Origin of the sequence: Sagittula sp. S175 (genome assembly GCF_049800975.1) — a bacterium.
GTDB lineage: Bacteria > Pseudomonadota > Alphaproteobacteria > Rhodobacterales > Rhodobacteraceae > Sagittula.
Window position 1 is genome coordinate 27,930 of sequence record NZ_JBNAGB010000024.1, and the last position, 25,383, is coordinate 53,312.

Sequence of the window (25,383 nt, forward strand, 5' to 3'; positions counted from 1 at the left end):
GCCCCGGCGCAAGGCCGGGGCGGGTGTTTCACTTTGGGATCTGGTCCGGGAGACCGGTCAGGTGCCCGACTTGATCTTGGTCCAGAGGCGGGTGACAACGCGCTGCACGTTCGGCTCGTAGGGAGTCGTGGTGTAGGTGTTCGCCATGGTCGCATCGTCCGGGTAAATCGAGGGATCGCCGATGACGTCCTCGTTCAGCAGCGCCTGCGAGGCCTTGTTGCCGTTGGCGTAATAGACGTAGTTCGAGGCGTCCGCCATGTTCTGCGCGTCCATGATGAAGTTCAGGAACTTGTGCGCGGCGTCCGGGTTCGGCGCGTCGACCGGGATGGCCATCATGTCGAACCACATCTGGGCGCCTTCCTTGGGGATGACGTAGGTGATCTCGACGCCGTTGTCGGCCTCGGCGGCGCGGGACTGCGCTTGGATGATGTCGCCCGACCAGCCCACGGCCACGCAGATCTCGCCGTTGGCCAGCGCGTTGATGTACTCGGAGCTGTGGAATTTCTGGATGTATTGCGCGATCGGGGTGTAGACGCCTTCGGCCTTTTCGATGACCGCCGGGTCATGGCTGTCGGGGTCCTCGCCGATGTAGTTCAGCGCGGCGGGCAGCATTTCCGCCGGGGCATCCAGGAAGTGGACGCCGCAGGAGGCCAGCTTTTCCATGTTCTCGGGCTTGAACACCAGGTCCCAGCTGTCCAGCGGCGCGTCTTCGCCGAGGACTTCCTTGACCTTGTTGACGTTCACGCCGATGCCGGTGGTGCCCCACATGTAGTTGATGGCATATTCGTTGCCGGGGTCGTACTTGGCGGTGCGTTCTTCGATCACGTCCCACATGTTTTCGAGGTTCGGCAGCTTGGACTTGTCCAGCTTCTGAAAGGCGCCGGCCATGATCTGGCGCTGCAGGAAGGTGCCGGTGGGCACGACGACGTCGTAACCGGAGCCGCCTGCCAGCATCTTGGTTTCCAGCAGTTCGTTGCTGTCGAAGACGTCGTAGACGAGGTCGATGCCGGTCTCGGTCTTGAACTTCTCCAGCAGGGCTTCGTCGATGTAATCGGACCAGTTGTAGACGCGGACTTCCTCGGCGGAAGCCATGGTGGCGGTCAGCATCGAGGCGGTGAGCGTTGCCAGGATCGGCAGTTTGGTCTGGGTCATGCGGTATCTCCCGTCGGTCGCGGGGCGTCTGTCGGCCCCCGTACCAGGATTTTGATCATAAGTTGCAAGATGTGGCAACTTGGGCGATGTTTCCATGGTGTTAAAGCGGGCGCAAGCGCCGACGATCCAGGAAATGCGCAAGGGGGAGGCACGTGGTGAAAGATGAGGCGGAGCGTGCGTCCGGTGCAGGTGTCCCGGCTCATGAACAGGTGTATCGCGCGCTGCGTGACATGGTGCTGTTCGGTGCGCTCGCCCCGGGAGAACCCGTCACGATCCAGGGCATCGTGGAGCGGCTGGGCGCGGGCATGACCCCGGTGCGCGAGGCCTTGCGGCGGCTGACAGCCGAGGGCGCGCTGGAGGCCTTGGGCAACCGGCGCATCGTGGTGCCGGTGCTGACGGCGGCGGCGGTGGAGGACCTGACAGAGGCGCGGCTGGCCATCGAGCCGCGGCTTGCGGCGCGGGCGGCGGAACGGGCGACCCCCGAGGCGATCGCCCTGCTGCGCGAGATCGACGCGCGGCTGGACCGGGGCATCGCGCGCGGCGACGTCGAGGCTTACCTGCGCGAGAATTTCGCCTTTCACGCGGCGCTGAACGCGCAGGCGGCCGCGCCGATCCTGACGTCCCTGACCGAAAGCCTGTGGCTGCGATTCGGGCCATCCTTGCGGGTGGTCTGCGGACAGGTTGGCACGCGGTCCCTGCGTGACCTGCACAAGGAGGTGCTGGTGGCGCTGGAGGTGGGCGACGCCGAGGCGGCCGCCGAGGCCGTGCGCGGAGACGTGCGGCAGGGCATGGAGATGATCGCAGCGGCGGTCTGAGTTTCTTATCCCGTGCCGTCCTAGCTCCGGGGCGGCGTACCTCTTTGGCTGCCGCCAAAATCGTCCCGCCCACCCCGGCCATCCCTTTGAAGAATAATCTTCTCTGGCAGTTTGGTTTCGGAGGGCTGGGAGGTTGGGGGCGCTGCCCCCGTCGCTCCTTTGGAGCGACTCCCCCGAGGGTATTTGGGAAACCAAAGAAACTGGGGGGTCTCTTGTGCTTCTTCTTGGTCCAAGTACCTCCGTAGGAGACGGGGCAGCGCCCCCCTTTGGGGTTGCCCAGTGTCGTGAGGGCGGACGCCACGGAGGTCGCTTGCGGTTCGGGACGCGCGGTCTGGTGTTGCGCTCGGTATGGTGAGGGAGTGGGCTGTGCCTTTCCTCTGGAAAGACATCCCGGGGCTTCGCCCGTTCGCTCCCCGAAGTGTCCCCCGGACACTTCGCCGCTGACGCGGTGCGGGCGCTCACCCCACGGGCTGCGCAAGGCGGGGCTTGCGCAGCCTGATTCGATTGACAGTGCATAATTTGATCATATTCTCCGGACGAGACCCAAGGAGGCGCTTATGAACATCCTCACCCCGAATTCCCCGACCGCCGAGTTGCAGGCGCTGGACGCCGCGCATCACCTGCATCCGTTCACCCATGCGCAGGGTTTGAGTGAAAAGGGCGCGCGGATCATCACGCGGGCCGAGGGGTGCTGGCTGAACGATTCGGACGGCAACCGCATCCTCGACGCCATGGCCGGGCTGTGGTGCGTCAACGTGGGCTATGGCCGCGAGGAACTGGCCGAGGCCGCCGCGCGGCAGATGCGCGAACTGCCGTTCTACAACACGTTCTTCCAGACCAGCCACGTCCCCGCGATCAACCTCGCGGCGCGGTTGGCGGAACTGGCGCCGGGCGATCTGAACCACGTGTTCTTTGCCAACTCGGGCTCCGAGGCGAACGACACCAACCTGCGCATGGTGCGCACCTATTGGGACGAGAAGGGCCAGCCGGGGCGGCACAACGTGATCTCGCGCTGGAACGGCTACCACGGGTCCTGCGTGGGCTCGGGGTCGCTGGGCGGCATGAAGGGGATGCACGCGCAGGGCGGCATGCCGATCCCCGGCATTCACCACATCGAGCAGCCGCATTGGTATCTCGAGGGCCGGAACATGTCGCCGGAGGACTTCGGCCTGGCGCGGGCGCAACTGCTGGAGGAGAAGATCCTCGAACTGGGGCCGGACACCGTGGCGGCCTTCATCGCAGAGCCGATCCAGGGCGCCGGGGGCGTGATCGTGCCGCCCGCGACCTATTGGCCGGAAATCCAGCGCATCGTCGACAAGTACGGCATCCTGTTGATCGCGGACGAGGTCATCACCGGCTTCGGGCGCACCGGCCAATGGTTCGGCTCGCAGACCATGGACATCCGTCCCGACATCATGACCGTGGCGAAGGGCCTGTCCTCGGGCTACCAGCCCATCGGCGCGTCGATCGTGTCCGACAAGGTCGCGGCGGTGATCGGCAACGTCGAGTTTAACCACGGTTACACCTACTCCGGGCATCCCGTGGCCTGCGCGGTGGCGCTGGAGAACCTGCGCCTGCTGGACGAGGAAGGCATCGTTGACCGCGCACGCGACGAGGTGGCGCCTTACCTCAAGGAGAAGTTCGAGAGCCTGACCGCGCACCCGCTGGTGGGCGAGGCGAAGATCGTCGGCCTCATGGGCTCCATCGCGCTGACCCCGGACAAGGCCAGCCGCGCGAAGTTCGCCGCCGAGGCTGGGACCGCGGGCTTCATCACGCGCGAGCGGTGCTTTGCCAACAACCTCATCATGCGCCATGTCTATGACCGCATGATCATTTCCCCGCCGCTGGTGATCAGCCATGCCGAGATCGACACCCTGATCGAACGCGCGTGGAAGAGCCTCGACGAGGCGCATGTACAGTTGCAGGAGCAGGGGCTGATGGTGGCCATCCCCTCGGTCTGACGGGGGGGGGCGCATCGCGATGATTCGGGCGGGGCTTCGGTCCCGCCCTTTTCCTTTGCGGGGTCAGGCGGGCGTGGGAAATCCGCCCTCCAGCGTCCAGCCATCCTCCGCCCAGTGGCGGCTGACCTGCGCAATCTCGCCCAACGTGGCGCGGAGTTCTACCCCGCGCGGAGTGAGGCTGTAGGTGACCTCGGGCGGGACCGTGGGTTTGTAGTCGCGGTGGATGAGGCCCGCCGATTCCAGCGTTTTCAGCCGCTCGGTCAGGACCTTCTGCGAGATGCCGGGGATCAGTTTTTGCAGCGCGTTGAACCGCTGCGGGCCACGGTCGTCGAGCCGCCAGAGGATGTACAGCGTCCAGCGCCCGGAGAGCAGGCGCAGCACCTGTTCGACGTCGCATTTGCCCATCCGTGGCCTCCTGACAGATTTGTTCGCGAAATCCCTTTAGTTACCAATTGGTGCCTACTTACCATAAGAAAGTAAAGGGCCTAACCTCTCCTGTGTCGGCCGACGATACCCGTAAACAGGAGAGTAAAATGCCCCGTATCGAAATCGTCTACACATCCGGCTACGGCCATACCGACCGGCAGGCGCAGGCCTTGGCAGAGGGTGGCGGAAATGCCGCGCGGCTGTGGAAGCTGGACGCCGATGGGACCCTGCCCGAGGAGGGCTGGGAGGCGCTGGACACCGCCGACGCCATCGTCTTTGGCAGCCCGACCTACATGGGCAACGTCATGTGGCAGTTCAAGAAATTCGCCGATACCTCGTCAAAGCGCTGGATGACGCAAAGCTGGTCCGGCAAGCTGATGGGCGGGTTTACCAACTCGGCCTCGACCAATGGCGACAAGGCGATGACGATGCTCTGGCTTGCCACCTTTGCCGCGCAGCATGGCGGGTTGTGGGTCAGCCTTGGGCAGATGCCGGCCAATGCGCTGGCCTCGACCCATGCCGACACGAACTGGGCCGGCGGATCGCTGGGCGCGCTGGCGACGTCGCCCTCTGACAGCACGCCCGAGCAGGGGCCGACCGTGGGCGACCTCGCTTCGGCCCGCGACTATGGCGCCCGCATCGCGTCGCTGCTGGTGGCGGCGTAGCGCTGGGCAAAGGGCGGGCTCCGTGCTAGGGGGCTGCCTGACAAATCCCCGCCTGCCACACGGAGCCCGCCCATGAACAAGCGCATCGTCCTGTCGTCCGATCACGCCGCCATCGCCCTGCGCCAGCAGATCGCCAAGCATATCGAGGCCAAGGGCTGGGAGGCCGTGGACATCGGCCCGACCACGCCCGAAAGCACGCATTACCCGCTGCACGGTCAGGCGGCGGCGGAAAAGGTCGCCTCCGGCGATTGCCGGTTCGGCATCATCCTCTGCGGCACCGGGCAGGGCATCATGATGGCCGCGAACAAGGTGAAGGGCATCCGCTGCGGCGTCTGCGCCGACGAGTTCTCGGCCCGGATGATACGTGCACACAACGACGCGCAGATCCTGTCCATCGGCGAGCGGGTGGTTGGCCCGGGCCTTGCGCTGGCGATCGTGGATGCGTTTCTGGAGACAGAGTTCGAAGGCGGCCGCCATGGCACGCGCGTTGACATGATCAAGGCGATGGAAGCGTAAGCCGCATCGCAAAGCCTCACGGGGTGCCGCGGTTGCAGGACAGCCCGGCATCCCGAAGTGCCAGTATTCTGACAGGCAGTATCCCGACAGGCCAGCGGCGCCATGACAGGCGTCTGTCAGCCGGGAAGCCCCGGAAGGTTGGGAACGTCGTTCAGGTCATGGTCCCATTCTGCACGGTCGGCGCAGCAGATGTGGGCTGCGGGGCGCAGCGCGACCGGAGTGTCCAGCGCCCCTGCGGGGATCACCAGCAGGTCTGTGGCCTCGACCGGAAGGGCGCTTCCGCAGGTGGGGCAAAAGCAGCGTTGGTGGCGGCTTTCGGGCACCGCGTAATGGGCGCGCGGGCCGCCAGACCACGCGATCTGCCCGCCGGGCACGAACAGGTTCGCCGCGTGGGCCGATCCGCTGCCCTTGCGGCAGCGCGAACAATGGCACAGATAGAAGGCCGCCGGTCCCCCGGTGACCGTAAAGGACACCGCGCCGCAGAGGCAGCTTCCGCGCATCAGTCGCCCAGCTTGGCGTGGACCTCGTCCAGGTCGATCTCGGCGGTGGGCATCTTGTTGCCCGGGTTCTCGAAATCGTATTTGAACAGGTCGAAATCGCGTTTGTAGATCTCGTACACCAGATGCATCGACAGGTCGTCGAAGTAGTCCTCGACCGGATGCGCGCGCTTGGGCCCGTGGCCTTCGGATTCGTTGAAGCGCGGGATGGTCGCCAGGTCGATGGCATGCGGCGTGTCGATGTGGTCGAGCACCTCCTGCATCCCCTCGTTGAACTTCTCGGTCCAGAAGATCTTGTTATACCTGCCGCCGTTCACGATGAACGTGCTGACATGCCCCGACATGGCGGACCAGTGGATGTCCGGCTCCATCGGGCGGCGCCAGCGGATAGTGTCGCGGGCGAACAGCAGGAAACGACGGAAGCTGCGGATCTGGTCGAAGTCGTCCTTGCCGTCGTCGCCGCCGACCTCGATGCCGTATTTCTGGATCAGCAGCGGCACGAGGTTGCCGCGATACCGCCGCCCGTTGCGCTGGATGCCGCAGATCTTGTCAAAGAAAGACGAAAGGATACGCGTGTACGGGTTGCGCACGCATGTGAACGTATAGGAGGTGCGCGTCTTGACGTTGGCCTTGATCTTCGGCTGGCTGTCTTCGATGGCCCATTTGTGCATCCCCGCCGTGGCGTCGTGGATGTCACCGTCGAAGAATTCGCCATGATCGGAGTAATACATGATCTGACCAATGGTCGAGCAGGCGCATTTCGGGACGACCCGATACACCACGCTCTCGCTCTCGGTCATCCACGTTCCTGGAAAACCCATGTAACTCTGCCCCGGTTGCCTGTTGTTCTTTGGTGTGCTGCGGCGCAGCTATGCCAAAAAACCAAAGATTTACGGTTTATTCAACGCCCGTTCACCTCTAATACCATAAACAATCTGGCAAAACTAAGGCAGACCGTTTCCTGAATGGCGAAAATTGCCTTCATCCTGCTGTGTCACAAGGACCCAGACGCCATCATCCGCCAGGCGCAGAGCCTGACCGCGGTGGGCGACTACATGGCCATTCACTTTGACGCTTCCGCCAGCCCCGAGCATTACGCAAAGATTCGCAATGCCCTGAAGAACAACCCGAATGTCGCCTTTGCCCGGAAGCGCGTGAGGTGTGGCTGGGGGGAATGGTCGCTGGTGGCTGCGACGCTGAAGGCGGTGGAGGCGGCGGTGGATGCCTTTCCCCGCGCGACACATTTCTACATGCTGTCGGGGGACTGCATGGCGATCAAGTCGGCGGAATACGCGCACGACTTTCTCGACAAGCACGACAAGGACTACATCGAAAGCTTCGATTACTTCAATTCCGACTGGATCAAGACCGGCTGGAAGGAAGAGCGGCTGATCTACCGTCACTGGTTCAACGAACGCACGCAGAAGCGGCGGTTCTACTGGATGTTCGAGGCGCAGAAACGGCTGGGGATGACGCGCGAGATCCCGCACGACATCGACGTGATGATCGGGTCCCAATGGTGGTGCCTGCGGCGGCGGACGATCGAGTGGATCCTCGATTTCACGCGCAAGCGTCGGGACGTAATGCGGTTCTTCTCGACCACGTGGATCCCTGACGAGACGTTTTTCCAGACGCTTGTGCGCCACCTCGTGCCCGAACACGAGATCGAAAGCCGCACGCTGACCTTCCTGATGTTCACGGAATACGGGATGCCGGTGGTGTTCTACAACGACCACTACGATCTGTTGCTGAGCCAGGACTTTCTGTTTGCGCGCAAGATCAGCCCCGAGGCGCTGGAGCTGAAGCGTCGCTTGGGCGTGCTGTTCTCGTCCGAGGGGGCAAAGTTCCAGATCTCCAACGAGGGGCGGTCGCTGTTCAAGTTCCTGTCCGGCAAGGGCCGGATCGGGCGCCGTTTCGCGCCGCGTTTCTGGGAGAAGGAAAGCTCGCTGGGCCGCGAGCGCGAGCTGCTGATCGTGGTCTGCAAGAAATGGCACGTCGCCAAGCGACTGGTGGAGCGCGTGCGCAAGATGACCAATATCCCCTGCGTCGAATACCTGTTCAACGAGGACAGCTGCCAGTTGCCCGATCTGGGCGGCATTCAGTCCACCATGGGCAAACGCCACCGCCACCGCCGGGCGCTGATGCGGATGCTGTTCGATTACTATGAAACGGATCGGCTGCTGGTCTGCATGGACCCGGCGAACCTTGACCTGCTGGAGGATTTCGGGCGCGACCGGTCCACGACGCGGTTCCTGGAGATCGAGTGCCAGTTCTCGGACGATTACCTGATCGGCCATGCCATGCGCGTCGGTCTGGCGGGCGACCGCACCCCGCGTGAGACCATCGAACGCCTGCTGCCAACGGTGCGCAATGACATGATCCACGAGTCGGATCGCATCCGGGATGCGGAGTTCGATCACCACATGCATATGCGCGAAATCGACCCGATGGAGATCAACGCACGTGCCGTTGCCGAATTCCTGACCGTGCCGGAGGGCGTGGCGCAGGATATTGTCAGGCTGGATCACCTTTTCGCGGATTGATCCGGGGCCCGGAGTCCAGAACGGAAACGGGCCAGCCGGGCACGCCGGGACGGCGTGGCAGGGCTGACCCGTTCGGGCGTGGGCTTGTGTCCGGGTTGGGATTCAGGCCCGCGCCCGGGTCGCAGCGCGGTCAGCGATGGTTGGGGCCATCGTCCGTGCCACGTCCGCGACGGATGTGGGTAAAGCCGTCCTCGGCGATGTAATAGCCCGGTCCGCTGGCCGTGCCGCCCGTGCGGCTGCGCGACCGGTGGTCGTCTCCCCCGGCGTGGTGGGCCGCGCCATCGTCGGCACCCCGCCCGCGCCGGCCGTGATCGTCATTCGCGCTGCGGCTGGGGCTGTCGTCGAAGCCCCGGTCGCGACCGCGCCCACGGTCATCGTTTGCGTCGTGGTTGGGGCCATCGTCGCTGCCCCGGCCCCGGCCGCGGTCGTCGCCGCCACGGGAGTCGTCCCCGCCGCGTCCCCGATCGTCGCCGCCGCGATCATCGCCGTCCCGGCCCTGGCGGGCGAGGATAATCATCCCCGAAATGTCGTCCGAGCCAAAGCCCTTGGCAAGGCTGAAGCGGGGGGTGAAGGGGAGGACCGCATCATCGGTGCCGCGCCCGCGTCCCCGGCGGTCGTCGCCTGCGTCATGGTCCGCGCCATCGTCGGCACCGCGCCCACGGCGGGCCAGGATCGGTGCGTCGGTCGCGCGGTTCACCGTCCACCCCTTTGCGACGGAAAAGCCGGGCGCCGCCGCGTTGGCGGTGGCGGGCAGGCCGAGGGCCAATGCGCTGGCGACGAGGGCCAACAGTGACGTGTGCAGCTTTGTGGTCATGGTCTTCTCCTCCGATAATGAATGCCTTGGGCGGGGCGTCATTGCCCGGCTGAGACCAGCCAAACACACCCGGGAAAAGAGCGCGACGGGGGGTAGACCTCTGCTGAGGCGGGTCGGACGTCTGTCGTGCAGCGCTTCGGACCAAGGTCTGAAAGGGCTTGCGCAACAGCGGCGCAGGCGGCCTGATGGCGAGGACGACACTCACGGAAAGCAGGGGCAATGACCGTCGTGACAGAGATCGAGGCAGAGCGGACGCCCCTCAGGGCACGGCTCGGACACCTCGTGTCGCGCGTGCGGGCCTTGCCCCTGCACCACCGCTTTGCCTTGACGGGGAGCCTCGTGACGCTTGTGGGGATGCTGGTGACCGGCAGCATCGTCAGCCGTTCCATCGAGGACGGCGTGGTGCGCAATTCCGCCATTTCCAGCGCCGTCTACATGGAAAGCTTCATCGCACCGCTGAGCCAGGAACTGGTGGACGCCGAACGCCTGTCGCCCGACACCATTGCGCGGATGCAGGCGCTTTTGATGCAGTCGCCCCTGTCGGAACGGGTCGTCGGGGTAAAGATCTGGCGCCATGACGGGCTGATCGCCTTCAGCAGCGATCCCGAGTTGATCGGACAGATCTTCGACCCCAGCGAGGACCTGCGCGAGGCGTGGCAGGGGCATCTGAACGCCTCCTTCGACGACCTGACCGACGCCGAGAACGCGCGCGAGCGCGAGCAGGGTGTGGCGTTGTTGGAGGTCTACAACCCCATCCATTCGATCCTGAGCGGAGAGATCATCGCCGTGGCGGAATTCTACCTCGATGCAACCGAGCTGGAGGCAGACCTGCGCGCGGCCCATGCTCGCGCCTGGGCCGTGGTGGCGGCGGTGACGCTGGTGACCTTCCTCGCGCTGTTTGGCATCGTGCGGTCGGGCAGTCGCACCATCGCCAGCCAGACGCGCGCCCTGACCGGGCAGCTGGCGGAACTGGCGAGGGTCAGCGCGCAGAACGAGGCGCTTAGGACGCGGGTTCAGGATGCCTCGCGCCGTGGGGCCGAGACCAATGAGCGTTACATGCGCCGGGTCAGTGCCGAATTGCATGACGGTCCGGCGCAGGCGCTTGCGCTGGCCTCGCTGCGGCTGGATGCGCTGATGCGGCGCGCCTCGGTGGCGAAGGACGACCCCGAGGCGCAGAATCTGCGCGCCACGCTGGACGAGGCCTTGAAGGACGTGCGCGACCTGTGCCGGGGGCTGACCCTGCCGGTGCTCAGCGGGCGGTCTGCGGCGGAAACTTTGGAAATGGCCATCGACGCGCATGAACGGCGGACCGGCGCGCGAGTCGTGCGCGGTTTCGGCGACACCGACCTGCCCGCCGTGCTGCCGCATCCGATCCTGATCTGCATCTACCGCTTCGTGCAGGAAGGGCTGATGAACGCCTTTCGCCATGCGCCGGAGGCTCCGGTGGAGGTCAATGCCTGGTGGGCAGGTGGCTGCCTGATGGTGGCGGTGACGGACCGCGGGCCGGGCTTCGACATGGAGCAGACGGCGGGCATCGGCCTTGGCCTGAACGGGCTGCGCGAACGGGTCGAAAGCATCGGCGGCGAATTCAACGTCGAGACGCACCCCGGCATGGGCACCCATCTGTCCATGGTCCTGCATGCCGAGGCGCTGGCTTGACCGGGCGCGTGCAGATCGTCGTGGCCGACGACCACCCGCTGTTTCGCGGCGGCGTGGTGCTGACCTTGCAGGAACACGGCAGTTTCGACGTGGTGGCGCAGGCCGGATCGGCTGAAGAGGCTGTGGCGGCGGTCGAGGCGCATATGCCCGACATCGCGCTTCTGGACATCTCCATGCCCGGCTCGGGGCTGGAGGCCGCGTCCGAGATCGCCCGGCGCTTTCCGGCGGTGCGCATCGTCATGCTGACCGTGTCGGAGGCCGACGAGGACGTCATCGCCGCGCTGAAGGCCGGGGCGCGGGGCTACGCGCTGAAGGGCGTGGCGGCGGACGAACTGACCGGCATCCTGCTCAACGTGGCGGAGGGGAATTCCTACGTCTCGCCCGCGCTGGCGGCCCGGGTACTGGCGGCGATGCAGGACCGATCCGCTCGGCGGGAGACCGACGACGAGGGGCTGAGCGAACGCGAGGTGTCCATCCTGCGGCTCGTGGCGACGGGCCAGAGCAACAAGGAAATCGCCCGCGCACTGGATTTGCAGGAAAAGACGGTGAAGCACTACATGACCAACATCTTGCAGAAGTTGCAGGTGCGGAACCGGGTCGAGGCGGCGCTCAAGGCGCGGGACATGGGGATTTAACGGCTTTTTCATTGCCACCGCCGAGACTGGGGTTTTCTCCGGAGGCGGCTCATGCGGTTCCTTTTCGTCTTGTTGCTGATGGCCGCGCCTTTGGCGGCGGAGCCTTTTCCCAAGAGCGGCACCTATGAAGGTTCGGCGGAATACAACGGGCGGCTGAGGGTGGTTGTGGATGGGCGCGAGGCGGCGATCTTCCTCAAGGCGGCGAATTGCGTGGGCTTCGTCGAGGGGCATCTGGCGCGGAACCCGCGTGGCGAGGTTTTCCTGCTGTCGAGTGGGTACAAGACGGATGGTTGCGCCGTGCGGCTTGAGGTGGATGGCGCGTTTTACATGTATCTGAAGCCCGGACCGGAATGCACATCGTTGCACGGCGCGGCCTGTGGTTTCGGTGGGTATGTCGAGCGGGTGCGCTAAGGCAGGTGGCTTGCGCCCCGTCCGGATTTGCGCCTTGATGCGGGCAAATCTGCACATGAGGACGACATGGCCCATACCTACGACGACCAGAACATCTTTGCGAAGATCCTGCGCGGCGAGATTCCCAACAACACCGTGCTGGAGACCGAGCATTCGCTGGCCTTCCGGGACATCGCCCCGCAGGCTCCGGTGCATGTGCTGGTGATCCCCAAGGGGCCGTATGTGTGCTTTGACCACTTCGCGCAGGAGGCGTCGGACGCTGAGATCGTCGATTACATCCGTGCCGTGGGCGAGGTCTGCCGGATGGAGGGTCTGGAGGCCGATGGCTGGCGACTGATCGCCAACGCGGGCGAGAACGGCGTGCAGGAGGTGCCGCATCTGCACGTACACGTGCTGGCAGGGCGGCGTCTGGGCCGGATGCTGCAACCGGCGTGACCCGGGTGAGGTGGTTATGGCGGGCCCTGCTGGCGGGGCCCGTTTTCGTGTCGATCTACCTGCTGGCCGCCGTGGTGGGCGCGCTGTGGCCCAACGGTCACGCGGGCGGCGGTGACGGGCCGGTCACCGTCTGGCTGGTGGCGGGGCCGATTCACTACGACTTTCTCTTGCCCAACGATGCCGAAACGCGGGCGGCGTTTGATTTCGCTGCGGCGGCGGGTGTGCCGCTGGGCGATCCCGGGGCAGCGTGGATCGTGGCGGGCTGGGGCGCGCGGGCGTTTTACACCGCGACGGGCGGTTATGCCGACGTGCAGGCGGGACCTGTGTGGCGCGCCGTGACCGGGGATCGGTCGGTGCTGCATGTGTCGGTGGCCGGAGGGCCGGGGCCGAGGGGGCGGCCCCTGGACCTGACCGAGGCGGAGTATGCGCGCCTCAGGGCGGCGATTCTGGCGAGCGCGCCGGAGCCGGATTTGATCGCCGGGGCCGGGTTCACGGCCTATGACCGGTTCTTTGCAGCGCGGGGCAGGTTTCACCTGCTGCGCACCTGCAATGTCTGGGTGGCGGAGGTTCTGGCAGAGGCCGGAGTGCGGTTCGGGCGCTGGACGCCCACGCCTTATGCGGTGACGCTGTCATTGGCGGCCTACCAGCCGTGATCTGATCGAGCGCGGCTGCGCCGCGCGCTGGATACCTCGGCTGCGCCTCGGAGCTGCCTCCGGCCGGAGTATTTTTACCAAGAAGAAGCTGGGGCGCGGCATTGGGCAGGCTTGCCCCCGTGCGCGGCTTTGGTCATAACGCTGTCGAGTTCAGGTTATCGCTGAAGAGGGACCGCCATGACGACCGAAGCCCCCGAGACCCGCATCGTGCAAGCCTATCGCGTTCCCTGCGACGGGGGCGAGGGCGCGCTGGGCCATCCGCGCGTCTGGTTGCAGATCCCCGAGGACAAGGGCTTTGTCGAATGCCCCTATTGCGATGCCAAGCTCGTCCACAAGGATTTCGAAGGCAAGGTCTGACACCTTTGCCCTGACGTGAAGGGCGTTCCGGGGCTGGCCCTCGGGCGCTGTGCGTGGCACATCTGGCGGCGGACCAGCGTTTCGCGTCAAACCCGAAACGCTTTGAAGGAGCGCGCGCCATGGCTTTCGGCAAGGGTTGTCACCTGCATCTGATCGACGGATCGGCCTATATCTTTCGGGCCTTCCATGCCTTGCCGCCGTTGACGCGCAAGTCGGACGAGCTGCCCATCGGGGCGGTGTCCGGCTTTTGCAACATGTTGCAGCGCTACGTCGAGGACAACCACGGGCCGGATGCGCCGACCCATGTGGCGGTGATCTTCGACAAGGGCTCGCATACCTTCCGCAACGATCTGTATGACCAGTACAAGGCCAACCGCGAGGCCATGCCCGAGGACCTGCGCCCGCAGATCCCGCTGACGCGCGAGGCGACGGAGGCCTTCAACATCGCCTGCAAGGAGATGGAGGGCTTCGAGGCGGACGACATCATGGCGACGCTGGCGCGCATGGGGCGCGAGGCCGGGGGGCGGGTGACGATCCTGTCCTCGGACAAGGACCTGATGCAGCTGGTGGGCGATGGGGTCGAGATGCTCGACCCGATGAAGAACAAGCGCATCGACCGCGACGGCGTGATCGAGAAGTTCGGCGTTGGGCCGGAGCGCGTGGTGGACGTGCAGGCGCTGGCCGGAGATTCGGTGGACAACGTGCCGGGCGCGCCGGGGATCGGGATCAAGACGGCGGCCTTGTTGATAAACGAGTTCGGGTCGCTGGAGGAATTGCTGGACCGCGCGGAGGAGATCAAGCAGCCCAAGCGGCGTGAGACGCTGATCGAGAAGCGCGACCAGATCGAGCTGTCTAAGAAGCTGGTGAAGCTGGACGACGAGATGGAGCTGCCCTTTGGTCTGGATGATCTGGAGGTAAAGGAGCCGGACCCGGAGGTGCTGCTGGCCTTCCTGACCAAGATGGAATTCCGCACCCTGACCAAGCGCATCGCCGAGAGCGCCGGGGTGGAGGCACCCGCCATCCCCGAGCCCAAGGCGGCCGTGGCCGAGGAGGCGGCGCCGGATTGGCCCGCGATTGATCCGTCCAGCTATGAGTGCGTGTCGGACATGGCGGCGCTGGAGCGCTGGATCGCGCGGGCACGGGATCTGGGGACGGTCGCGGTGGACACCGAGACGACGGGTCTGGACGAAATGCTCTGTGATCTGGTGGGCGTGTCGCTGGCGGTTGCGCCGGGTGAGGCCTGCTACATCCCCTTGGGGCATCTGGCGGAAGGGGGCGGCGAGGGGCTGTTCGCCTCCGAGGAAAAGGCGCCGGGGCAGATCGGTCTGGACGATGCGCTCAAGGTGTTGAAACCGCTGCTCGAAGACCCCGCCGTGATGAAGATCGGCCAGAACATGAAATACGATGCCAAGGTGCTGAGCCGCTACGGCATAGAGGTCGGGCCGTTCGACGATACGATGCTGATGTCCTACGCGCTGCACGGCGGGTTGCATGGGCATGGCATGGACGCGCTGTCGGAGCGCTATCTGGCGCATACCCCCATTCCGATCAAGGACTTGCTGGGGACGGGCAAGGGGCAGATCACCTTTGACCGGGTTCCGATCGACAAGGCCGTGGGCTATGCCGCCGAGGATGCGGATATCACCCTGCGCCTTGCGCTGACCTTCAAGCCGCAGCTGCACCGCGCGCGGGTGACGCGGGTGTACGAGACCTTGGAACGGCCCTTGGTCCCCGTGCTCAAGGGCATGGAAATGGCCGGGATCAAGGTGGATCGCGACGTGCTGTCGCGCATGTCCAACGCCTTCAGTCAAAAGATGGCGATGCTCGAGGAGGAGATCCACGAGCTCGCCGGGGAAAAGTTCAACGTCGGCTCCCCGGCGCAGCTGGGCGAGATCCTGTTCGACAAGATGGGACTGCCCGGTGGCAAGACCGGCAAGACCGGGAAATACTCCACCCCCGCCGATGTGCTCGAGGATCTCGCCACGGAACACGACCTGCCGGGCCGCGTGCTGGACTGGCGGCAGCTGTCGAAACTGAAATCCACCTACACGGATGCGTTGCAAGAGCACATCAACCCCGACACCGGGCGCGTGCATACCTCTTACGTGCAGACCGGGGCGGTGACCGGGCGGATGGCCTCGTCCGAACCGAACCTCCAGAACATCCCCGTCCGGTCCGAGGAAGGCCGCCGCATCCGCGAGGCTTTCATCGCGCCCGAAGGCAAGGTGCTGGTATCGCTCGACTATTCCCAGATCGAATTGCGCATCCTCGCGCATATGGCGGGGATCGACGCGCTGAAACAGGCCTTCCGCGAGGGCCAGGACATCCACGCCATGACCGCGTCCGAGATGTTCAACGTGCCGCTCGACCAGATGACTCCCGACATCCGCCGCCAGGCCAAGGCGATCAACTTTGGCGTGATCTACGGCATCTCGGGCTTCGGCCTCGCCCGCAACCTGCGCATCCCGCGCGCCGAGGCGCAGGGCTTCATCGACCGCTATTTCGAACGCTTCCCCGGCATCAAGCAATACATGGACGACACCATCAAGTTCGCGGAACAGAACAAGCGCGTCGAAACCCTCTTTGGCCGCGTCATCCACACGCCGGAAATCGGTGCCAAAGGTCCGCGCGCGGGGTTCGCGAAACGCGCCGCCATCAACGCCCCGATCCAGGGCACCGCCGCCGACATCATCCGCCGCGCCATGGTCCGCATGCCCGAGGCCATCAAGGGCATCCCCGCCACCATGCTGTTGCAGGTGCACGACGAACTTGTCTTCGAGGTGGAGACCAACGCCGTCGACGACCTCGTCAAAGTCGCGCGCGACGTCATGGAGAACGCCGCCGATCCGGTGGTGAAACTGGACGTCCCGCTGGTGGTCGACGCGGGCCAAGGTCCGAACTGGGCGGAGGCGCACTGACCGCCAAAGGCTCTGACGCAACGTGTCACACCAATCCGTAGGCAAAAGCGTATTGCGTGATGCGTGCTGCCTGTCCAATACATGCAGCAACTCGAAGGGATGGGCGTCAGGCCCGTCCCGCCGCAAGGGGACGGGCGGCCGTGCAGGAGGAGTGACGAAATGGCCATCAGCACGCAGGAACGCGACATCATCCGGGAAATCCTGGAGATGGCAGAGACCAAGACCACCCATATGCTGCCCGAGGTGATGGCCAATCCCGTCACCAACTACACCAGCCCCGAGCAGCTGGACAAAGAGATCAACACGCTGTTCCGCAAGTTCCCGCTGGTCATGGGGCATGTCTCTGATCTGGCGGAGCCGGGCGATTTCCTCACCCATGACGCCACCGGCGTGCCGATCCTCATCACGCGCACGCAGGACGGCGAGCTGAAGGCTTTCCTAAATGTCTGCCGCCATCGCGGCGCGCGGCTGGAGGACAAGCCCTGCGGCAAGGCGCGGACCTTCTCCTGCCCCTATCATTCGTGGACCTACGGGCTGGACGGCAAGCTGCGCGGGATGCCGCAGGCCTTCGGCTTTGACGGCGTGGACAAGTCCAAGATCGGGCTGAAGGAACTGCCCGTCTGGGAACGCTTCGGCCTGATCTGGGTCATGCCTTCGGTGCCGGATCACGAGGTGGATATCGACGCGTGGCTGGCGCCGCTGGCCGAGCAGCTGAACGGCCTGTCGCTGGGCACGCACCACGTCTTCCGCAAGTGGGAGCTGCACAAGAACATGAGTTGGCGGCTGCTGCTGGAGGGCTTTCAGGAAAGCTACCACTTCTGCCACGCCCACCGCGACACCGCCTGCGCGGGCTACCTCGACAACCAGAGTGTCCACCTGAATTTCAACCCACATGTGCGCCACGCCCTGCCGCAGCCCAACATCGTGGAACTGCGCGACAAGCCGGAAAGCGAATGGGAGTACCGCAAGTACTTCATGACGCAGAACTACATCTTCCCGGCGAATTTCGTGCAGGTGCAGACGGACCACGTCTACATCCACACGGTGATCCCCACCGGGCCGGGCACCTGCGTGTTCCAATGCATGATGCTGATCGCCGAAGCCCCCGCGACCGAAAAGGCCGAGCGCTATTTCACCAAGAACTACGACCTGATCCGGGTGGTGTTCGAGGAGGACTTCGTCATCGGTGAAGGCATCCAGAAGGGTCTGGCCTCGGGCGCGAACGACGACTTCCTGTTCGGCAAGTTCGAATGCGGGTTGCAGTTCGGGCAGGCCGCCATCGACGCGGCCCTGCGCGGCGAGATCGCGGTTTAGTCCAGCGTGCCGCGCGGGGCCTGTACCAGCCCGTGACCGCAATCGAGGACCGTCTGGCCTTTGCGCAACCCTTTGCGCGTGGCGGTCGAGACGAGCTTTGCCGCGAGGGTGCGGGCGGTCACGGTCTCGCCCTCTGCCCGCATGACCTCGGCCCAAAGCGCAGCGACGCCGACGGTGTGGGCCATGGCCATGGAGGAACCGTTCAGCGTGCGCAGCCCGCCACCGAGGCTGGCCGAGACCACGCCGACCCCCGGCGCCACCACCGCCGGACCGAGATTGGAGAACAGCGCCGGTTCCAGTTGGTCCATGGCGCCGTCGGGACCGGGGCCGTGTGCGCCGGTGGCAATGACGTGGCGCGCGGCACCCGGTGCCGAAGGCCCCGTCTCGAAGGTGGGAGAGATCACGCGCATGCTGTCATTGCCGATCGCTCCCAGCAAGAGGGGGCCGTCCTTGGGGGCGAGCATGTCCATCATCAGTTCGAAGAGCCGCAGGTTGCCGCGATAGGCGTTCACGGCAGCCGTGTTGGCCTGCACGCGGGGGTAGCCGGCGGTGGTCAGCGCTTCGACATGGGCGGCCGTGTCAAAGCTGAGCGCGAAGGCGATGATGTCGGCCTTCTGTTCCATCGCCCAGAGCACGGCGTTCAGGAAGATGTCGGATCGGCCCAGACCGTTGTCCGCAAGGGTCTTGCCCACCAGCATATCCGTGACACCGCGCGCCACGCCGATCCGCGTGCCGCCCTGGTCGCGGCCAAGGATCGTACCGGCCAGATGGGTGCCGTGGCCGTTGGCGTCGCTGATCCCGGTGCCGACGAAGTCGTGGGTGGTCAGCCTGACCCCATGAAAGGCCGGGTGGCTGCGTTCGATACCCGTGTCCAGCAGCGCCACGCGCACTCCGGCGCCGGTGGCCTGGGTCCGGTTGGCCCCCACCGCGTTCAGCCCCCAGCCGGGCACCACGTCATCGGCGCGCAGATCGTCCAGCGGTTCCGGGTTGACCATGCGCGTCGGCATGACCGGGGCAACGGTCAGGTTCTTCGGATCGCGGACGATGTCGCGCAGTTCCTCTGGCGACAGTTCAAGCCCGTCGATCTGCGGTTCTGCGGGCACGCCGGGGTGGCGCGGCGCCAGGGAGACTTCAAGCGGCACCTCTGACCGACGCCAATTGTCGGTCCGATCACGCAGAACGAGATAGCGGTTCATAAAATCTCCGGAACTCAATAGTTTCCTTTGTACAGGCTACTCTTGCGGAGATTGGATCGGAAAGGACGCACTCGTGAAAAACCCGTGAAAAGCGCGTGACGTGTCGCGATTTCCACGGGTCGGAGAGGCCGGTGGCTCAGAGCAGCCCGGCGTTCTTGAACAGGGCCTGCACGCTGGCCTCGGGGCGCGGGCCCATGTGGCCGATGACTTCGCCCGCCGCGAGGGTGCCCATGCGGCCGCAGGTTTCCATCTCGCGGCCCGTCACGAGGCCATAGAGGAACCCGGCCGCGAACTGGTCACCGGCACCTGTGGCATCCACGGGAACGACCTTTTTCACCGGGACATCGGTGCGCACGCCGTTCTGAACGATGGTCACGCCGTCGCCCGAGCGGGTGCAGACCACCAGCGGACAGATCGCGGAGACAGCGGCGAGGTCGGATTCGAGGTCGTCGTTCTGGTAGAGCGAGCGGATCTCGGCCTCGTTACCGATGACGAAATCCATCTCGTTCTCGATCAGGGTCAGGAAGTCGGCGCGGTGGCGTTCGACGCAGAACGGGTCGGAGATGGCGATCCCGGCCTTCCCGCCCGCCGCCTTGCAGGCCCGCGCGGCCTTCAGGAAGGCCTCTTTGCCCTTGTCCTTGTCAAACAGGTAACCTTCGAGAAAGATCACCTCGGAGTCGGCGGCGATCTCGTCGGCCACGTCCTCCGGCCCGAGTTCCGAGGAAATCCCGAGGTAGGTGTTCATCGACCGCTCGCCATCCGGGGTGACAAAGATCATGCAGCGCGAGGTCGGCAGTTCGGCACCTTCGACCGGGGCGTTGACGAAGGCGATCCCCTCGTTGGTCATCGCATCCGCGTAGAACCGCCCCAGCGCGTCATCCTTCACCCGGCCAAAGAACGCCGTCTTCAGCCCCAGCGCCCCTGCGCCCGCGATGGTGTTCGCCAGAGACCCGCCCGGCGTCTGCACGCGGTTGCCCATGGCGGCATACAGCGTCTCGCCGCGTTCGCGTTCGATCAGTTGCATGATGCCCTTCTCGATGCCCATGAGGTCGAGAAAGCTGTCATCGGCGCGGGCGATCACGTCCACCACGGCATTGCCGATCCCGGCGAGCTGGTACTTTTTCATTCGGTCTTGTCCTCGTACTGGCACAGGTCCCTGATGATGCAGGCCCCGCATTTGGGTTTGCGTGCCACGCAGATGTACCGGCCATGCAGGATCAGCCAGTGATGCGCGTGTTGTTGAAAGTCGACGGGGATGTGATCCTCGATGGCGCGCTCGACCGCGACCACGTCCTTGCCGGGGCAGATGCCTGCCCGATTGCCGACGCGGAAGATATGCGTGTCGACCGCCTGTGCCGGATAGTGCCACCACATGTTCAGCACGACATTCGCCGTCTTGCGGCCAACGCCCGGAAGCGATTCCAGTGCGGCGCGGGAGCAGGGAACCTCGGAGTTGTATTCATCGACGAGGATCTGGCTGAGCTTGATGACGTTCTTGGCCTTGTTGCGGAACAGGCCGATGGTCTTGATGTGCTCGGTCACGCCGTCCAGCCCGAGGGCCAGCATCTTTTCCGGCGTGTCGGCGATCTGGAACAGCTTTTCCGTCGCCTTGTTGACGCCCGCGTCGGTCGCCTGCGCGGACAAGGCAACCGCCACGACCAACGTGTAGGCGTTGACGTGGTTCAGCTCGCCCTTGGGTTCGGGTTCGCTGTCGCGAAAGCGCGTAAAGACCTCGCGCAGGGTGTGATAATCCATCTGCTTTGCCATGCCCGACCTATGCCCGCTTGCGCCCCGTATCGCAAGCGCCCGCGCGGGCGTCGCGCGCGAGCGTGTTTTCGGGGGCTTCACCCAGCGGGGGGAGACCCGCGATCGCCCGCCAAAAGCGCAAGTTCCGGGCTGCATCGCGCCCCCGCCCCGCGCTAGTCTGACCACAAAGGAGACTGCCATGCCCGATACCGACCAGAGCTATCATTACGCCGTGATGGGCCGCGCCATCGAAGCGGTGGACCGGCTGGGGCCGCAGGCTTCTCTGGATGCGCTGGCGGCGGAAATGAAGATGAGCCCGGCGCATTTCCAACGCCTGTTCAGCCGCTGGGCCGGGGTCTCTCCGAAGCGGTTGCAGCAGTACCTGACGCTGGGCCATGCCAAGGCATTGCTGGACGAGCGGTTTACCACGCTGGAGGCCTCTCATGCCGCCGGCCTGTCGGGCGGTGGGCGGCTGCATGACCTGTTCCTGCGGTGGGAGGCCATGTCCCCCGGCGAGTATGCCAAGGGCGGCGAGGGGCTGGTGATCCGGTACGGCACCTTCGACAGCCCCTTTGGGCCTGCGCTGGTGATGGGCACCGACCGGGGGATCTGCGGGATCGGGTTCATGGCAGAGACGACGCCGGACCTGGCGATGGAGGATCTGACCGCGCGCTGGCCCGGCGCAACCTATGTCGAGGACCCGGACCCGCTGCGGCCCTGGGTCGAGGCGGCCTTTGGTCAGGCCAAGGGCGACGTCCCGCTGTTCATGATCGGCGCGCCGTTCCAGATCAAGGTCTGGGAGGCGCTGATGCGAATCCCTTCGGGCCATGTCACCACCTACTCGGAGATCGCCCAATGTATCGGCCATCCAAAGGCCGTGCGTGCCGTCGGCACGGCGGTGGGGCGCAACCCGATCAGCTACCTGATCCCCTGCCACCGCGCATTGCGCAAGTCGGGCGGGCTTGGCGGGTATCACTGGGGCTTGCCGGTAAAACGCGCCCTTCTGGCCTGGGAAGCCGCCCGGCTGGAAGCGTGATGCGCGCCCGATAGGACCGCAAAAGATGTCACGTTAGCTCGGATTAAACCCGGATCAGATAAACGCCCCGCGAGCGTCGGGTTTGCGCCGTTATGCCCTGTGATTGTTTGCGCTCGTCATCGAAACGCAGGCAAAAAACGGGGGCGCTGCAGTGACCTATGAAGCCGTAAACAAGGCTGGAGACGAAACTCTTATCACGCTGGCTCAGTCCAGTTGGAACCGGGACGACTGGATCATCAGCACATGGGGCAAGAGCAGCCTCATGGGGTGGTCCGCTGACAACGTGACGCAACCGGGGGATGGCACCATCCGCATGGTCCTGGACCGATCTGACGGGGCCACGCCCTACGACGGGGCCGAATTCCAGTCTGCCGTGCGGGCGACCTATGGCACCTGGAGCTGGCTGGCAAAGGCGCCGGTTCTGCCCGAAGGCGTGGTCTTTGCCATGTTCACTTACAAGGCGTTCCACCAGACGCAGGACTGGATCGAGTTCGATTTCGAGTTCGTGAAGGGCGACACCACCAGGGTAGAGCTGAACGTCCATATGCTCGACGCCGACGGGCGGCACGTGATGCAGGCGCAAAGCAATGCAGACGGGCCGTACACGGTGGATCTGGGCTTTGACGCGGCCGAAGGGTTCCACCTGTACGAGATCGAGGTGATGGAAGACCGCGCCGATTTCAGGATCGACGGGGCCGTGGTGGGGTCCTTCGGGGCGGAGGACATGCCCGGCAACACCTGGTACGCGGGGGTGATGAAGAGCTACACCAGCGTCTGGGCCGTGACACCGAACATGGAAGGCTGGGCGGGGCAGTTCGCCTATCCCGATCAGCCGGTAGAGGCTGTGATCGCCGGACTGGGGACGCCGGTGGACCCGCTGGAGGTGGTCAGTCTCAACACCCCGCCGGGCTGGGACGTGATCCTCGCGGACCTCGAACACGCGATTGCAGAGGAGGCGCTGGGCACCGGGGGCGACGACCGCTTCTTGATCTATCACGATCTCGACGCCGAGACGGGGCGGTCCTTTCTGACGGGGGAGGGGGATGACTTCGTCAAGGCCGGGAACGGCGATGACGTGATCTTTGGCGGCGCGGGCAATGACCAGCTGCGCGGCGGCGGAGGCAATGACATTATCGTTGGTGGCGACGGCGCGGACAGCCTGCAAGGCAATGACGGCGACGACCTGATCTTTGTCGGATCGGGGGACCGGGTGGATGGCGGAGCGGGGGCGGATACTTTCGTCTTTACCGACATGCTCGAAGACTACGTGATGATGTGCAACCTCGACATCGCCGGGGGCGACCGGATCGACGTGAGCCTTCTGGGCATCTCGGCAGATCAGATCAGCCTGCGGCAGGTGAAGATGTGGACGCTGATCCAGTTCGCGCCCGAAGGTGACACGGCAGAGATCGCCATGGCGGCGACGGGCGAGGCGCTGGACGTTCAGGCCTTCGTCGACGCCGGGGCATTCGTATTCTGAAACGCGACAGCCCCGGTGGGTCTCACCGGGGCTGTATCATCTCGTTGGTCGTCAGCGCGGGTTCAGGCGCCACAAAAGGCGTCGAGCGCTGCCTTGTAAGGCCGAGCATCCGCCGTGTGGCTGTGCGTCCAGGATCGGGGCAGGGTGTTGATGACCGTGTCGCGCACCTCGATTTCCTTGGTCTCCAGCTCGAAGGTTTCGACCGTCCAGGCGGTCCATTTGTCGCCTGTATCCCTGTCGGTGACTGTCATGCAGAAAAAATAGTCCCCTGTCTGCAAGGTTTCCGCGGAGAGCGCGACTGCTCCAACGACCGTTTCCGCCGTCCACGCATCTGTTCCTTCGCTAATGAGGTCCTCTACAGAAAAGCTGTCTTCGTGGTGCCATAGCTCGACACCGTCCGATGTGCCCAATCGAAGCGCGAAATCAACAGGCCTCGGGCGCGCCATGAAGGTGGAGGCCGTAATGGGACCCGCCGAGGCATCGAGGTCGGCGGCGGTCGCCTCGGTCCACTTTTGGATCAACTCCACGTCATTCTTGTTGATGTAGCCCGGCAGGGCGTCTCTGAGGTAAGTGTTGAAGTTTCCGGGACTGAGAAGAAGAAGGACCTCGTTCAGCGCTTCTTCCTCGTCTTCCGCCATATGCGCCTGCATCTCCTGCACCTTCGCCCGGAACTCTGCCTGCAATTCCCGCTCGCGTTCCTGTGCATTGCGTTCATTCGCCGCCAATGCGCGTTCTGCGGTGTTCAGCTGTGCTTCCAGCTCGACCACCCGCTGCACCGCCTGCGTGCGTTCGTCGGCCGCCGCGATCATGTCGCGCAGCTCGTCCTGCGTGCCCGCGACCTTGGCAAAGGCTGCGGCCAGTTCCGGGGCAAGCTCGGCGGTGACGGTCTTCTTGGCGCCCAGCTGGTAGACGGTGAAGGCGACCGAGACGACAAAGGCCAGCGAAAGGACGCCGACCACCTCCAGCCCCTTTTCGGCCTGCGGGTCCTCGGTGTTCCGCCAGGGCTTGTAATGCACCAGCGCCACGGCCAGCAAAACGCCGGACAGCGCCGCGCCCCAATAGCTGAACTGCATCCCGAGGCTTAGCGCATCGGGCAACAGGGCAGGCGCGCAACCCACTGCGCAGGCAAGGACTTTCTTCATGGTAAACACCTCAACAACTGTTTGTTGGCGCGCTTTAGCGGCATCTTTTTGTCGGGGCCATCCGCGACAGGGAAACTATACCAAAGAGACGGGCGGGCCGATGCCGTGGGCAGGCAACGTTTCGTTAACCATCTGTACCCCAAGGATGTTTCGCCGCGAAACCTCTCCCAAATGGCTCCCCCGGGGCCTGGCAATGGGCGAATTGCCGCCAAATCCGGCCGCAACGGATCATTTGTGCGGGAACCTTCTTCCCTGCTGTGGCATTAAGCATTCAGCATCACAACGTCCCGCGAAGGGCGGGGCTCCAATACCAGAGGCACAGTAGACTATGATCCGCTCAACCATCCTGCTTTCCACCGTCGCCGTTCTGGGCCTGACGGCCTGCACCACCGGCCCGACCGGCTACGAAGACCCCAACGCCAAGGCAAAGACCGGCGCGCTGGTCGGCGCGGCTGCGGGTGCCGTGGCTGGCCGTCTGGCTGGTGGCAATGACGTGGGCGAGCGCAATCGCGCAACCGTCGCGGGCGCCCTGATCGGTGCTGCCGCCGGTGCCGCCATCGGCAACCAGCTGGACAAGCAGGAAGCCGAACTGCGCGCGCAGCTGGGCAACAACGTCGGCATCCAGAACACCGGCGACCGCCTGATCGTCACCATGCCGCAGGACATCCTGTTCGCCACCGACAGCGCGTCGCTGTCCGGCGGCCTGCTGGGCGACATCAAGGATGTGGGCTCTTCGCTGCTGCAGTATCCGAACACCACGGTGCAGGTCATCGGCCACACCGACTCGGATGGCGATGCGGCGTACAACCAGAATCTGTCGCAGCGCCGCGCGCAGTCCGTGGCCAACGTGTTCATCTCGCAGGGTGTGCCGGCGGGCCGTATCCAGGTCATCGGGCGTGGCGAGGACCAGCCGATCGCGTCGAACCTGACGCCGGAAGGCAAGCAGCAGAACCGTCGCGTGGAAATCGTGATCCTGCCGAACGCCTGATCCGGCTTTCAGAGCAATTCCAAA

General features: G+C 65.0%; 25 protein-coding genes. 16 read left to right on the forward strand and 9 right to left on the reverse strand.

Annotated features, from left to right (window positions below; translation table 11 throughout):
* Nucleotides 1-57 precede the first annotated feature (57 nt).
* Nucleotides 58-1,152: a polyamine ABC transporter substrate-binding protein gene (locus tag ACP16H_RS21780; RefSeq protein WP_425074336.1), complete on the reverse strand. Its 1,095-nt coding sequence runs from the start codon at nt 1,150-1,152 to the stop codon at nt 58-60.
* Nucleotides 1,153-1,307: 155 nt separating this feature from the next.
* On the opposite strand from ACP16H_RS21780, the gene ACP16H_RS21785 reads away from it, so the two are divergent.
* Together ACP16H_RS21785 and ACP16H_RS21790 are read left to right on the forward strand one after the other, a co-directional pair.
* Entirely contained in the window at nt 1,308-1,967 is a 660-nt protein-coding gene (locus ACP16H_RS21785; RefSeq protein ID WP_425074337.1) for a GntR family transcriptional regulator, read from the forward strand.
* Nucleotides 1,968-2,524: 557 nt separating this feature from the next.
* Complete coding sequence (locus tag ACP16H_RS21790; protein ID WP_425074338.1) at nt 2,525-3,928, forward strand: aspartate aminotransferase family protein; 1,404 nt, start codon at nt 2,525-2,527, stop codon at nt 3,926-3,928.
* A 63-nt stretch (nt 3,929-3,991) separates the two neighbouring features.
* Here the strand turns inward: ACP16H_RS21790 and ACP16H_RS21795 are convergent, their stop codons facing one another.
* Entirely contained in the window at nt 3,992-4,333 is a 342-nt protein-coding gene (locus ACP16H_RS21795) for a winged helix-turn-helix transcriptional regulator (protein ID WP_425074339.1), read from the reverse strand.
* 128 nt (nt 4,334-4,461) lie between these two features.
* Between ACP16H_RS21795 and ACP16H_RS21800 the strand changes: the two genes are divergently transcribed.
* On the forward strand, nt 4,462-5,019 hold the full coding sequence (locus ACP16H_RS21800) for a flavodoxin family protein (RefSeq protein ID WP_425074340.1): 558 nt from the start codon (nt 4,462-4,464) through the stop codon (nt 5,017-5,019).
* A 72-nt stretch (nt 5,020-5,091) separates the two neighbouring features.
* Entirely contained in the window at nt 5,092-5,535 is a 444-nt protein-coding gene (rpiB, locus tag ACP16H_RS21805; protein ID WP_425074341.1) for a ribose 5-phosphate isomerase B, read from the forward strand.
* A 116-nt stretch (nt 5,536-5,651) separates the two neighbouring features.
* Here rpiB and ACP16H_RS21810 read toward each other — a convergent pair whose 3' ends face one another.
* A complete protein-coding gene (locus ACP16H_RS21810) occupies nt 5,652-6,035 on the reverse strand; it encodes a GFA family protein (protein WP_425074342.1) in 384 nt (127 codons plus the stop codon).
* Nucleotides 6,035-6,853 carry a sulfotransferase family protein gene (locus ACP16H_RS21815; protein ID WP_425074343.1) on the reverse strand — a complete coding sequence of 273 codons (819 nt, stop codon included), beginning with the start codon at nt 6,851-6,853 and terminating at the stop codon, nt 6,035-6,037. The genes ACP16H_RS21810 and ACP16H_RS21815 overlap by 1 nt, the downstream gene beginning before the upstream one ends.
* 144 nt (nt 6,854-6,997) lie before the next feature.
* On the opposite strand from ACP16H_RS21815, the gene ACP16H_RS21820 reads away from it, so the two are divergent.
* Entirely contained in the window at nt 6,998-8,575 is a 1,578-nt protein-coding gene (locus ACP16H_RS21820; RefSeq protein WP_425074344.1) for a DUF5928 domain-containing protein, read from the forward strand.
* Nucleotides 8,576-8,705: 130 nt separating this feature from the next.
* Here ACP16H_RS21820 and ACP16H_RS21825 read toward each other — a convergent pair whose 3' ends face one another.
* Complete coding sequence (locus ACP16H_RS21825) at nt 8,706-9,389, reverse strand: hypothetical protein (RefSeq protein ID WP_425074345.1); 684 nt, start codon at nt 9,387-9,389, stop codon at nt 8,706-8,708.
* Between the two features lie 219 nt (nt 9,390-9,608).
* On the opposite strand from ACP16H_RS21825, the gene ACP16H_RS21830 reads away from it, so the two are divergent.
* From ACP16H_RS21830 to ACP16H_RS21865, 8 genes are all read left to right on the forward strand, one after another.
* Nucleotides 9,609-11,048, forward strand: coding sequence for a sensor histidine kinase (locus tag ACP16H_RS21830; protein ID WP_425074346.1), 1,440 nt, complete (start codon nt 9,609-9,611; stop codon nt 11,046-11,048).
* Nucleotides 11,045-11,683, forward strand: a complete 639-nt coding sequence (locus ACP16H_RS21835) for a response regulator (protein ID WP_425074347.1) — start codon at nt 11,045-11,047, stop codon at nt 11,681-11,683. The genes ACP16H_RS21830 and ACP16H_RS21835 overlap by 4 nt, the downstream gene beginning before the upstream one ends.
* 51 nt (nt 11,684-11,734) lie before the next feature.
* Nucleotides 11,735-12,094 (forward strand): hypothetical protein, encoded by a 360-nt coding sequence (locus ACP16H_RS21840; protein ID WP_425074348.1) that lies wholly within the window; start codon nt 11,735-11,737, stop codon nt 12,092-12,094.
* A gap of 66 nt (nt 12,095-12,160) precedes the next feature.
* Nucleotides 12,161-12,529, forward strand: coding sequence for a histidine triad nucleotide-binding protein (locus ACP16H_RS21845; RefSeq protein WP_425074349.1), 369 nt, complete (start codon nt 12,161-12,163; stop codon nt 12,527-12,529).
* Nucleotides 12,530-12,576: 47 nt separating this feature from the next.
* The gene (locus ACP16H_RS21850; protein ID WP_425074350.1) at nt 12,577-13,182 is read left to right on the forward strand and encodes a TIGR02117 family protein; all 606 of its coding nucleotides are present in this window, start codon (nt 12,577-12,579) and stop codon (nt 13,180-13,182) included.
* A 177-nt stretch (nt 13,183-13,359) separates the two neighbouring features.
* Nucleotides 13,360-13,539 carry a zinc-finger domain-containing protein gene (locus tag ACP16H_RS21855; RefSeq protein ID WP_425074351.1) on the forward strand — a complete coding sequence of 60 codons (180 nt, stop codon included), beginning with the start codon at nt 13,360-13,362 and terminating at the stop codon, nt 13,537-13,539.
* A gap of 119 nt (nt 13,540-13,658) precedes the next feature.
* A complete protein-coding gene (gene polA, locus ACP16H_RS21860) occupies nt 13,659-16,457 on the forward strand; it encodes a DNA polymerase I (protein ID WP_425074352.1) in 2,799 nt (932 codons plus the stop codon).
* Nucleotides 16,458-16,616: 159 nt separating this feature from the next.
* Nucleotides 16,617-17,771: an aromatic ring-hydroxylating oxygenase subunit alpha gene (locus tag ACP16H_RS21865; protein ID WP_425074353.1), complete on the forward strand. Its 1,155-nt coding sequence runs from the start codon at nt 16,617-16,619 to the stop codon at nt 17,769-17,771.
* Here ACP16H_RS21865 and ACP16H_RS21870 read toward each other — a convergent pair.
* The 3 genes from ACP16H_RS21870 to nth form a co-directional block, all read right to left on the reverse strand.
* On the reverse strand, nt 17,768-18,967 hold the full coding sequence (locus tag ACP16H_RS21870; protein ID WP_425074354.1) for a S8 family serine peptidase: 1,200 nt from the start codon (nt 18,965-18,967) through the stop codon (nt 17,768-17,770). The two genes, ACP16H_RS21865 and ACP16H_RS21870, sit on opposite strands and share 4 nt — an antisense overlap.
* A gap of 136 nt (nt 18,968-19,103) precedes the next feature.
* Nucleotides 19,104-20,093 carry an adenosine kinase gene (locus ACP16H_RS21875; RefSeq protein ID WP_425074355.1) on the reverse strand — a complete coding sequence of 330 codons (990 nt, stop codon included), beginning with the start codon at nt 20,091-20,093 and terminating at the stop codon, nt 19,104-19,106.
* Nucleotides 20,090-20,734, reverse strand: coding sequence for an endonuclease III (gene nth, locus ACP16H_RS21880; RefSeq protein WP_425074356.1), 645 nt, complete (start codon nt 20,732-20,734; stop codon nt 20,090-20,092). Before nth ends, ACP16H_RS21875 begins: the two co-directional genes overlap by 4 nt.
* 178 nt (nt 20,735-20,912) lie before the next feature.
* Between nth and ACP16H_RS21885 the strand changes: the two genes are divergently transcribed.
* Nucleotides 20,913-21,749: a methylated-DNA--[protein]-cysteine S-methyltransferase gene (locus ACP16H_RS21885; RefSeq protein WP_425074357.1), complete on the forward strand. Its 837-nt coding sequence runs from the start codon at nt 20,913-20,915 to the stop codon at nt 21,747-21,749.
* 151 nt (nt 21,750-21,900) lie between these two features.
* Nucleotides 21,901-23,229, forward strand: coding sequence for a family 16 glycosylhydrolase (locus ACP16H_RS21890; RefSeq protein ID WP_425074358.1), 1,329 nt, complete (start codon nt 21,901-21,903; stop codon nt 23,227-23,229).
* A gap of 62 nt (nt 23,230-23,291) precedes the next feature.
* Here ACP16H_RS21890 and ACP16H_RS21895 read toward each other — a convergent pair whose 3' ends face one another.
* Complete coding sequence (locus ACP16H_RS21895) at nt 23,292-24,371, reverse strand: hypothetical protein (protein WP_425074359.1); 1,080 nt, start codon at nt 24,369-24,371, stop codon at nt 23,292-23,294.
* Nucleotides 24,372-24,699: 328 nt separating this feature from the next.
* On the opposite strand from ACP16H_RS21895, the gene ACP16H_RS21900 reads away from it, so the two are divergent.
* Nucleotides 24,700-25,359, forward strand: a complete 660-nt coding sequence (locus tag ACP16H_RS21900) for an OmpA family protein (protein ID WP_425074360.1) — start codon at nt 24,700-24,702, stop codon at nt 25,357-25,359.
* Nucleotides 25,360-25,383 lie beyond the last annotated feature (24 nt).

Coding starts and splice junctions, on each gene's coding strand:
- ACP16H_RS21780 (WP_425074336.1), bottom strand. CDS start 1,152: ATGACCCAGACCAAACTGCCGATCCTGGCAACGCTCACCGCCTCGATG.
- ACP16H_RS21790 (WP_425074338.1), top strand. CDS start 2,525: ATGAACATCCTCACCCCGAATTCCCCGACCGCCGAGTTGCAGGCGCTG.
- ACP16H_RS21795 (WP_425074339.1), bottom strand. CDS start 4,333: ATGGGCAAATGCGACGTCGAACAGGTGCTGCGCCTGCTCTCCGGGCGC.
- ACP16H_RS21800 (WP_425074340.1), top strand. CDS start 4,462: ATGCCCCGTATCGAAATCGTCTACACATCCGGCTACGGCCATACCGAC.
- rpiB (WP_425074341.1), top strand. CDS start 5,092: ATGAACAAGCGCATCGTCCTGTCGTCCGATCACGCCGCCATCGCCCTG.
- ACP16H_RS21810 (WP_425074342.1), bottom strand. CDS start 6,035: ATGCGCGGAAGCTGCCTCTGCGGCGCGGTGTCCTTTACGGTCACCGGG.
- ACP16H_RS21815 (WP_425074343.1), bottom strand. CDS start 6,853: ATGGGTTTTCCAGGAACGTGGATGACCGAGAGCGAGAGCGTGGTGTAT.
- ACP16H_RS21820 (WP_425074344.1), top strand. CDS start 6,998: ATGGCGAAAATTGCCTTCATCCTGCTGTGTCACAAGGACCCAGACGCC.
- ACP16H_RS21825 (WP_425074345.1), bottom strand. CDS start 9,389: ATGACCACAAAGCTGCACACGTCACTGTTGGCCCTCGTCGCCAGCGCA.
- ACP16H_RS21830 (WP_425074346.1), top strand. CDS start 9,609: ATGACCGTCGTGACAGAGATCGAGGCAGAGCGGACGCCCCTCAGGGCA.
- ACP16H_RS21840 (WP_425074348.1), top strand. CDS start 11,735: ATGCGGTTCCTTTTCGTCTTGTTGCTGATGGCCGCGCCTTTGGCGGCG.
- ACP16H_RS21845 (WP_425074349.1), top strand. CDS start 12,161: ATGGCCCATACCTACGACGACCAGAACATCTTTGCGAAGATCCTGCGC.
- ACP16H_RS21855 (WP_425074351.1), top strand. CDS start 13,360: ATGACGACCGAAGCCCCCGAGACCCGCATCGTGCAAGCCTATCGCGTT.
- polA (WP_425074352.1), top strand. CDS start 13,659: ATGGCTTTCGGCAAGGGTTGTCACCTGCATCTGATCGACGGATCGGCC.
- ACP16H_RS21865 (WP_425074353.1), top strand. CDS start 16,617: ATGGCCATCAGCACGCAGGAACGCGACATCATCCGGGAAATCCTGGAG.
- ACP16H_RS21870 (WP_425074354.1), bottom strand. CDS start 18,967: ATGAACCGCTATCTCGTTCTGCGTGATCGGACCGACAATTGGCGTCGG.
- ACP16H_RS21875 (WP_425074355.1), bottom strand. CDS start 20,093: ATGAAAAAGTACCAGCTCGCCGGGATCGGCAATGCCGTGGTGGACGTG.
- nth (WP_425074356.1), bottom strand. CDS start 20,734: ATGGCAAAGCAGATGGATTATCACACCCTGCGCGAGGTCTTTACGCGC.
- ACP16H_RS21885 (WP_425074357.1), top strand. CDS start 20,913: ATGCCCGATACCGACCAGAGCTATCATTACGCCGTGATGGGCCGCGCC.
- ACP16H_RS21895 (WP_425074359.1), bottom strand. CDS start 24,371: ATGAAGAAAGTCCTTGCCTGCGCAGTGGGTTGCGCGCCTGCCCTGTTG.
- ACP16H_RS21900 (WP_425074360.1), top strand. CDS start 24,700: ATGATCCGCTCAACCATCCTGCTTTCCACCGTCGCCGTTCTGGGCCTG.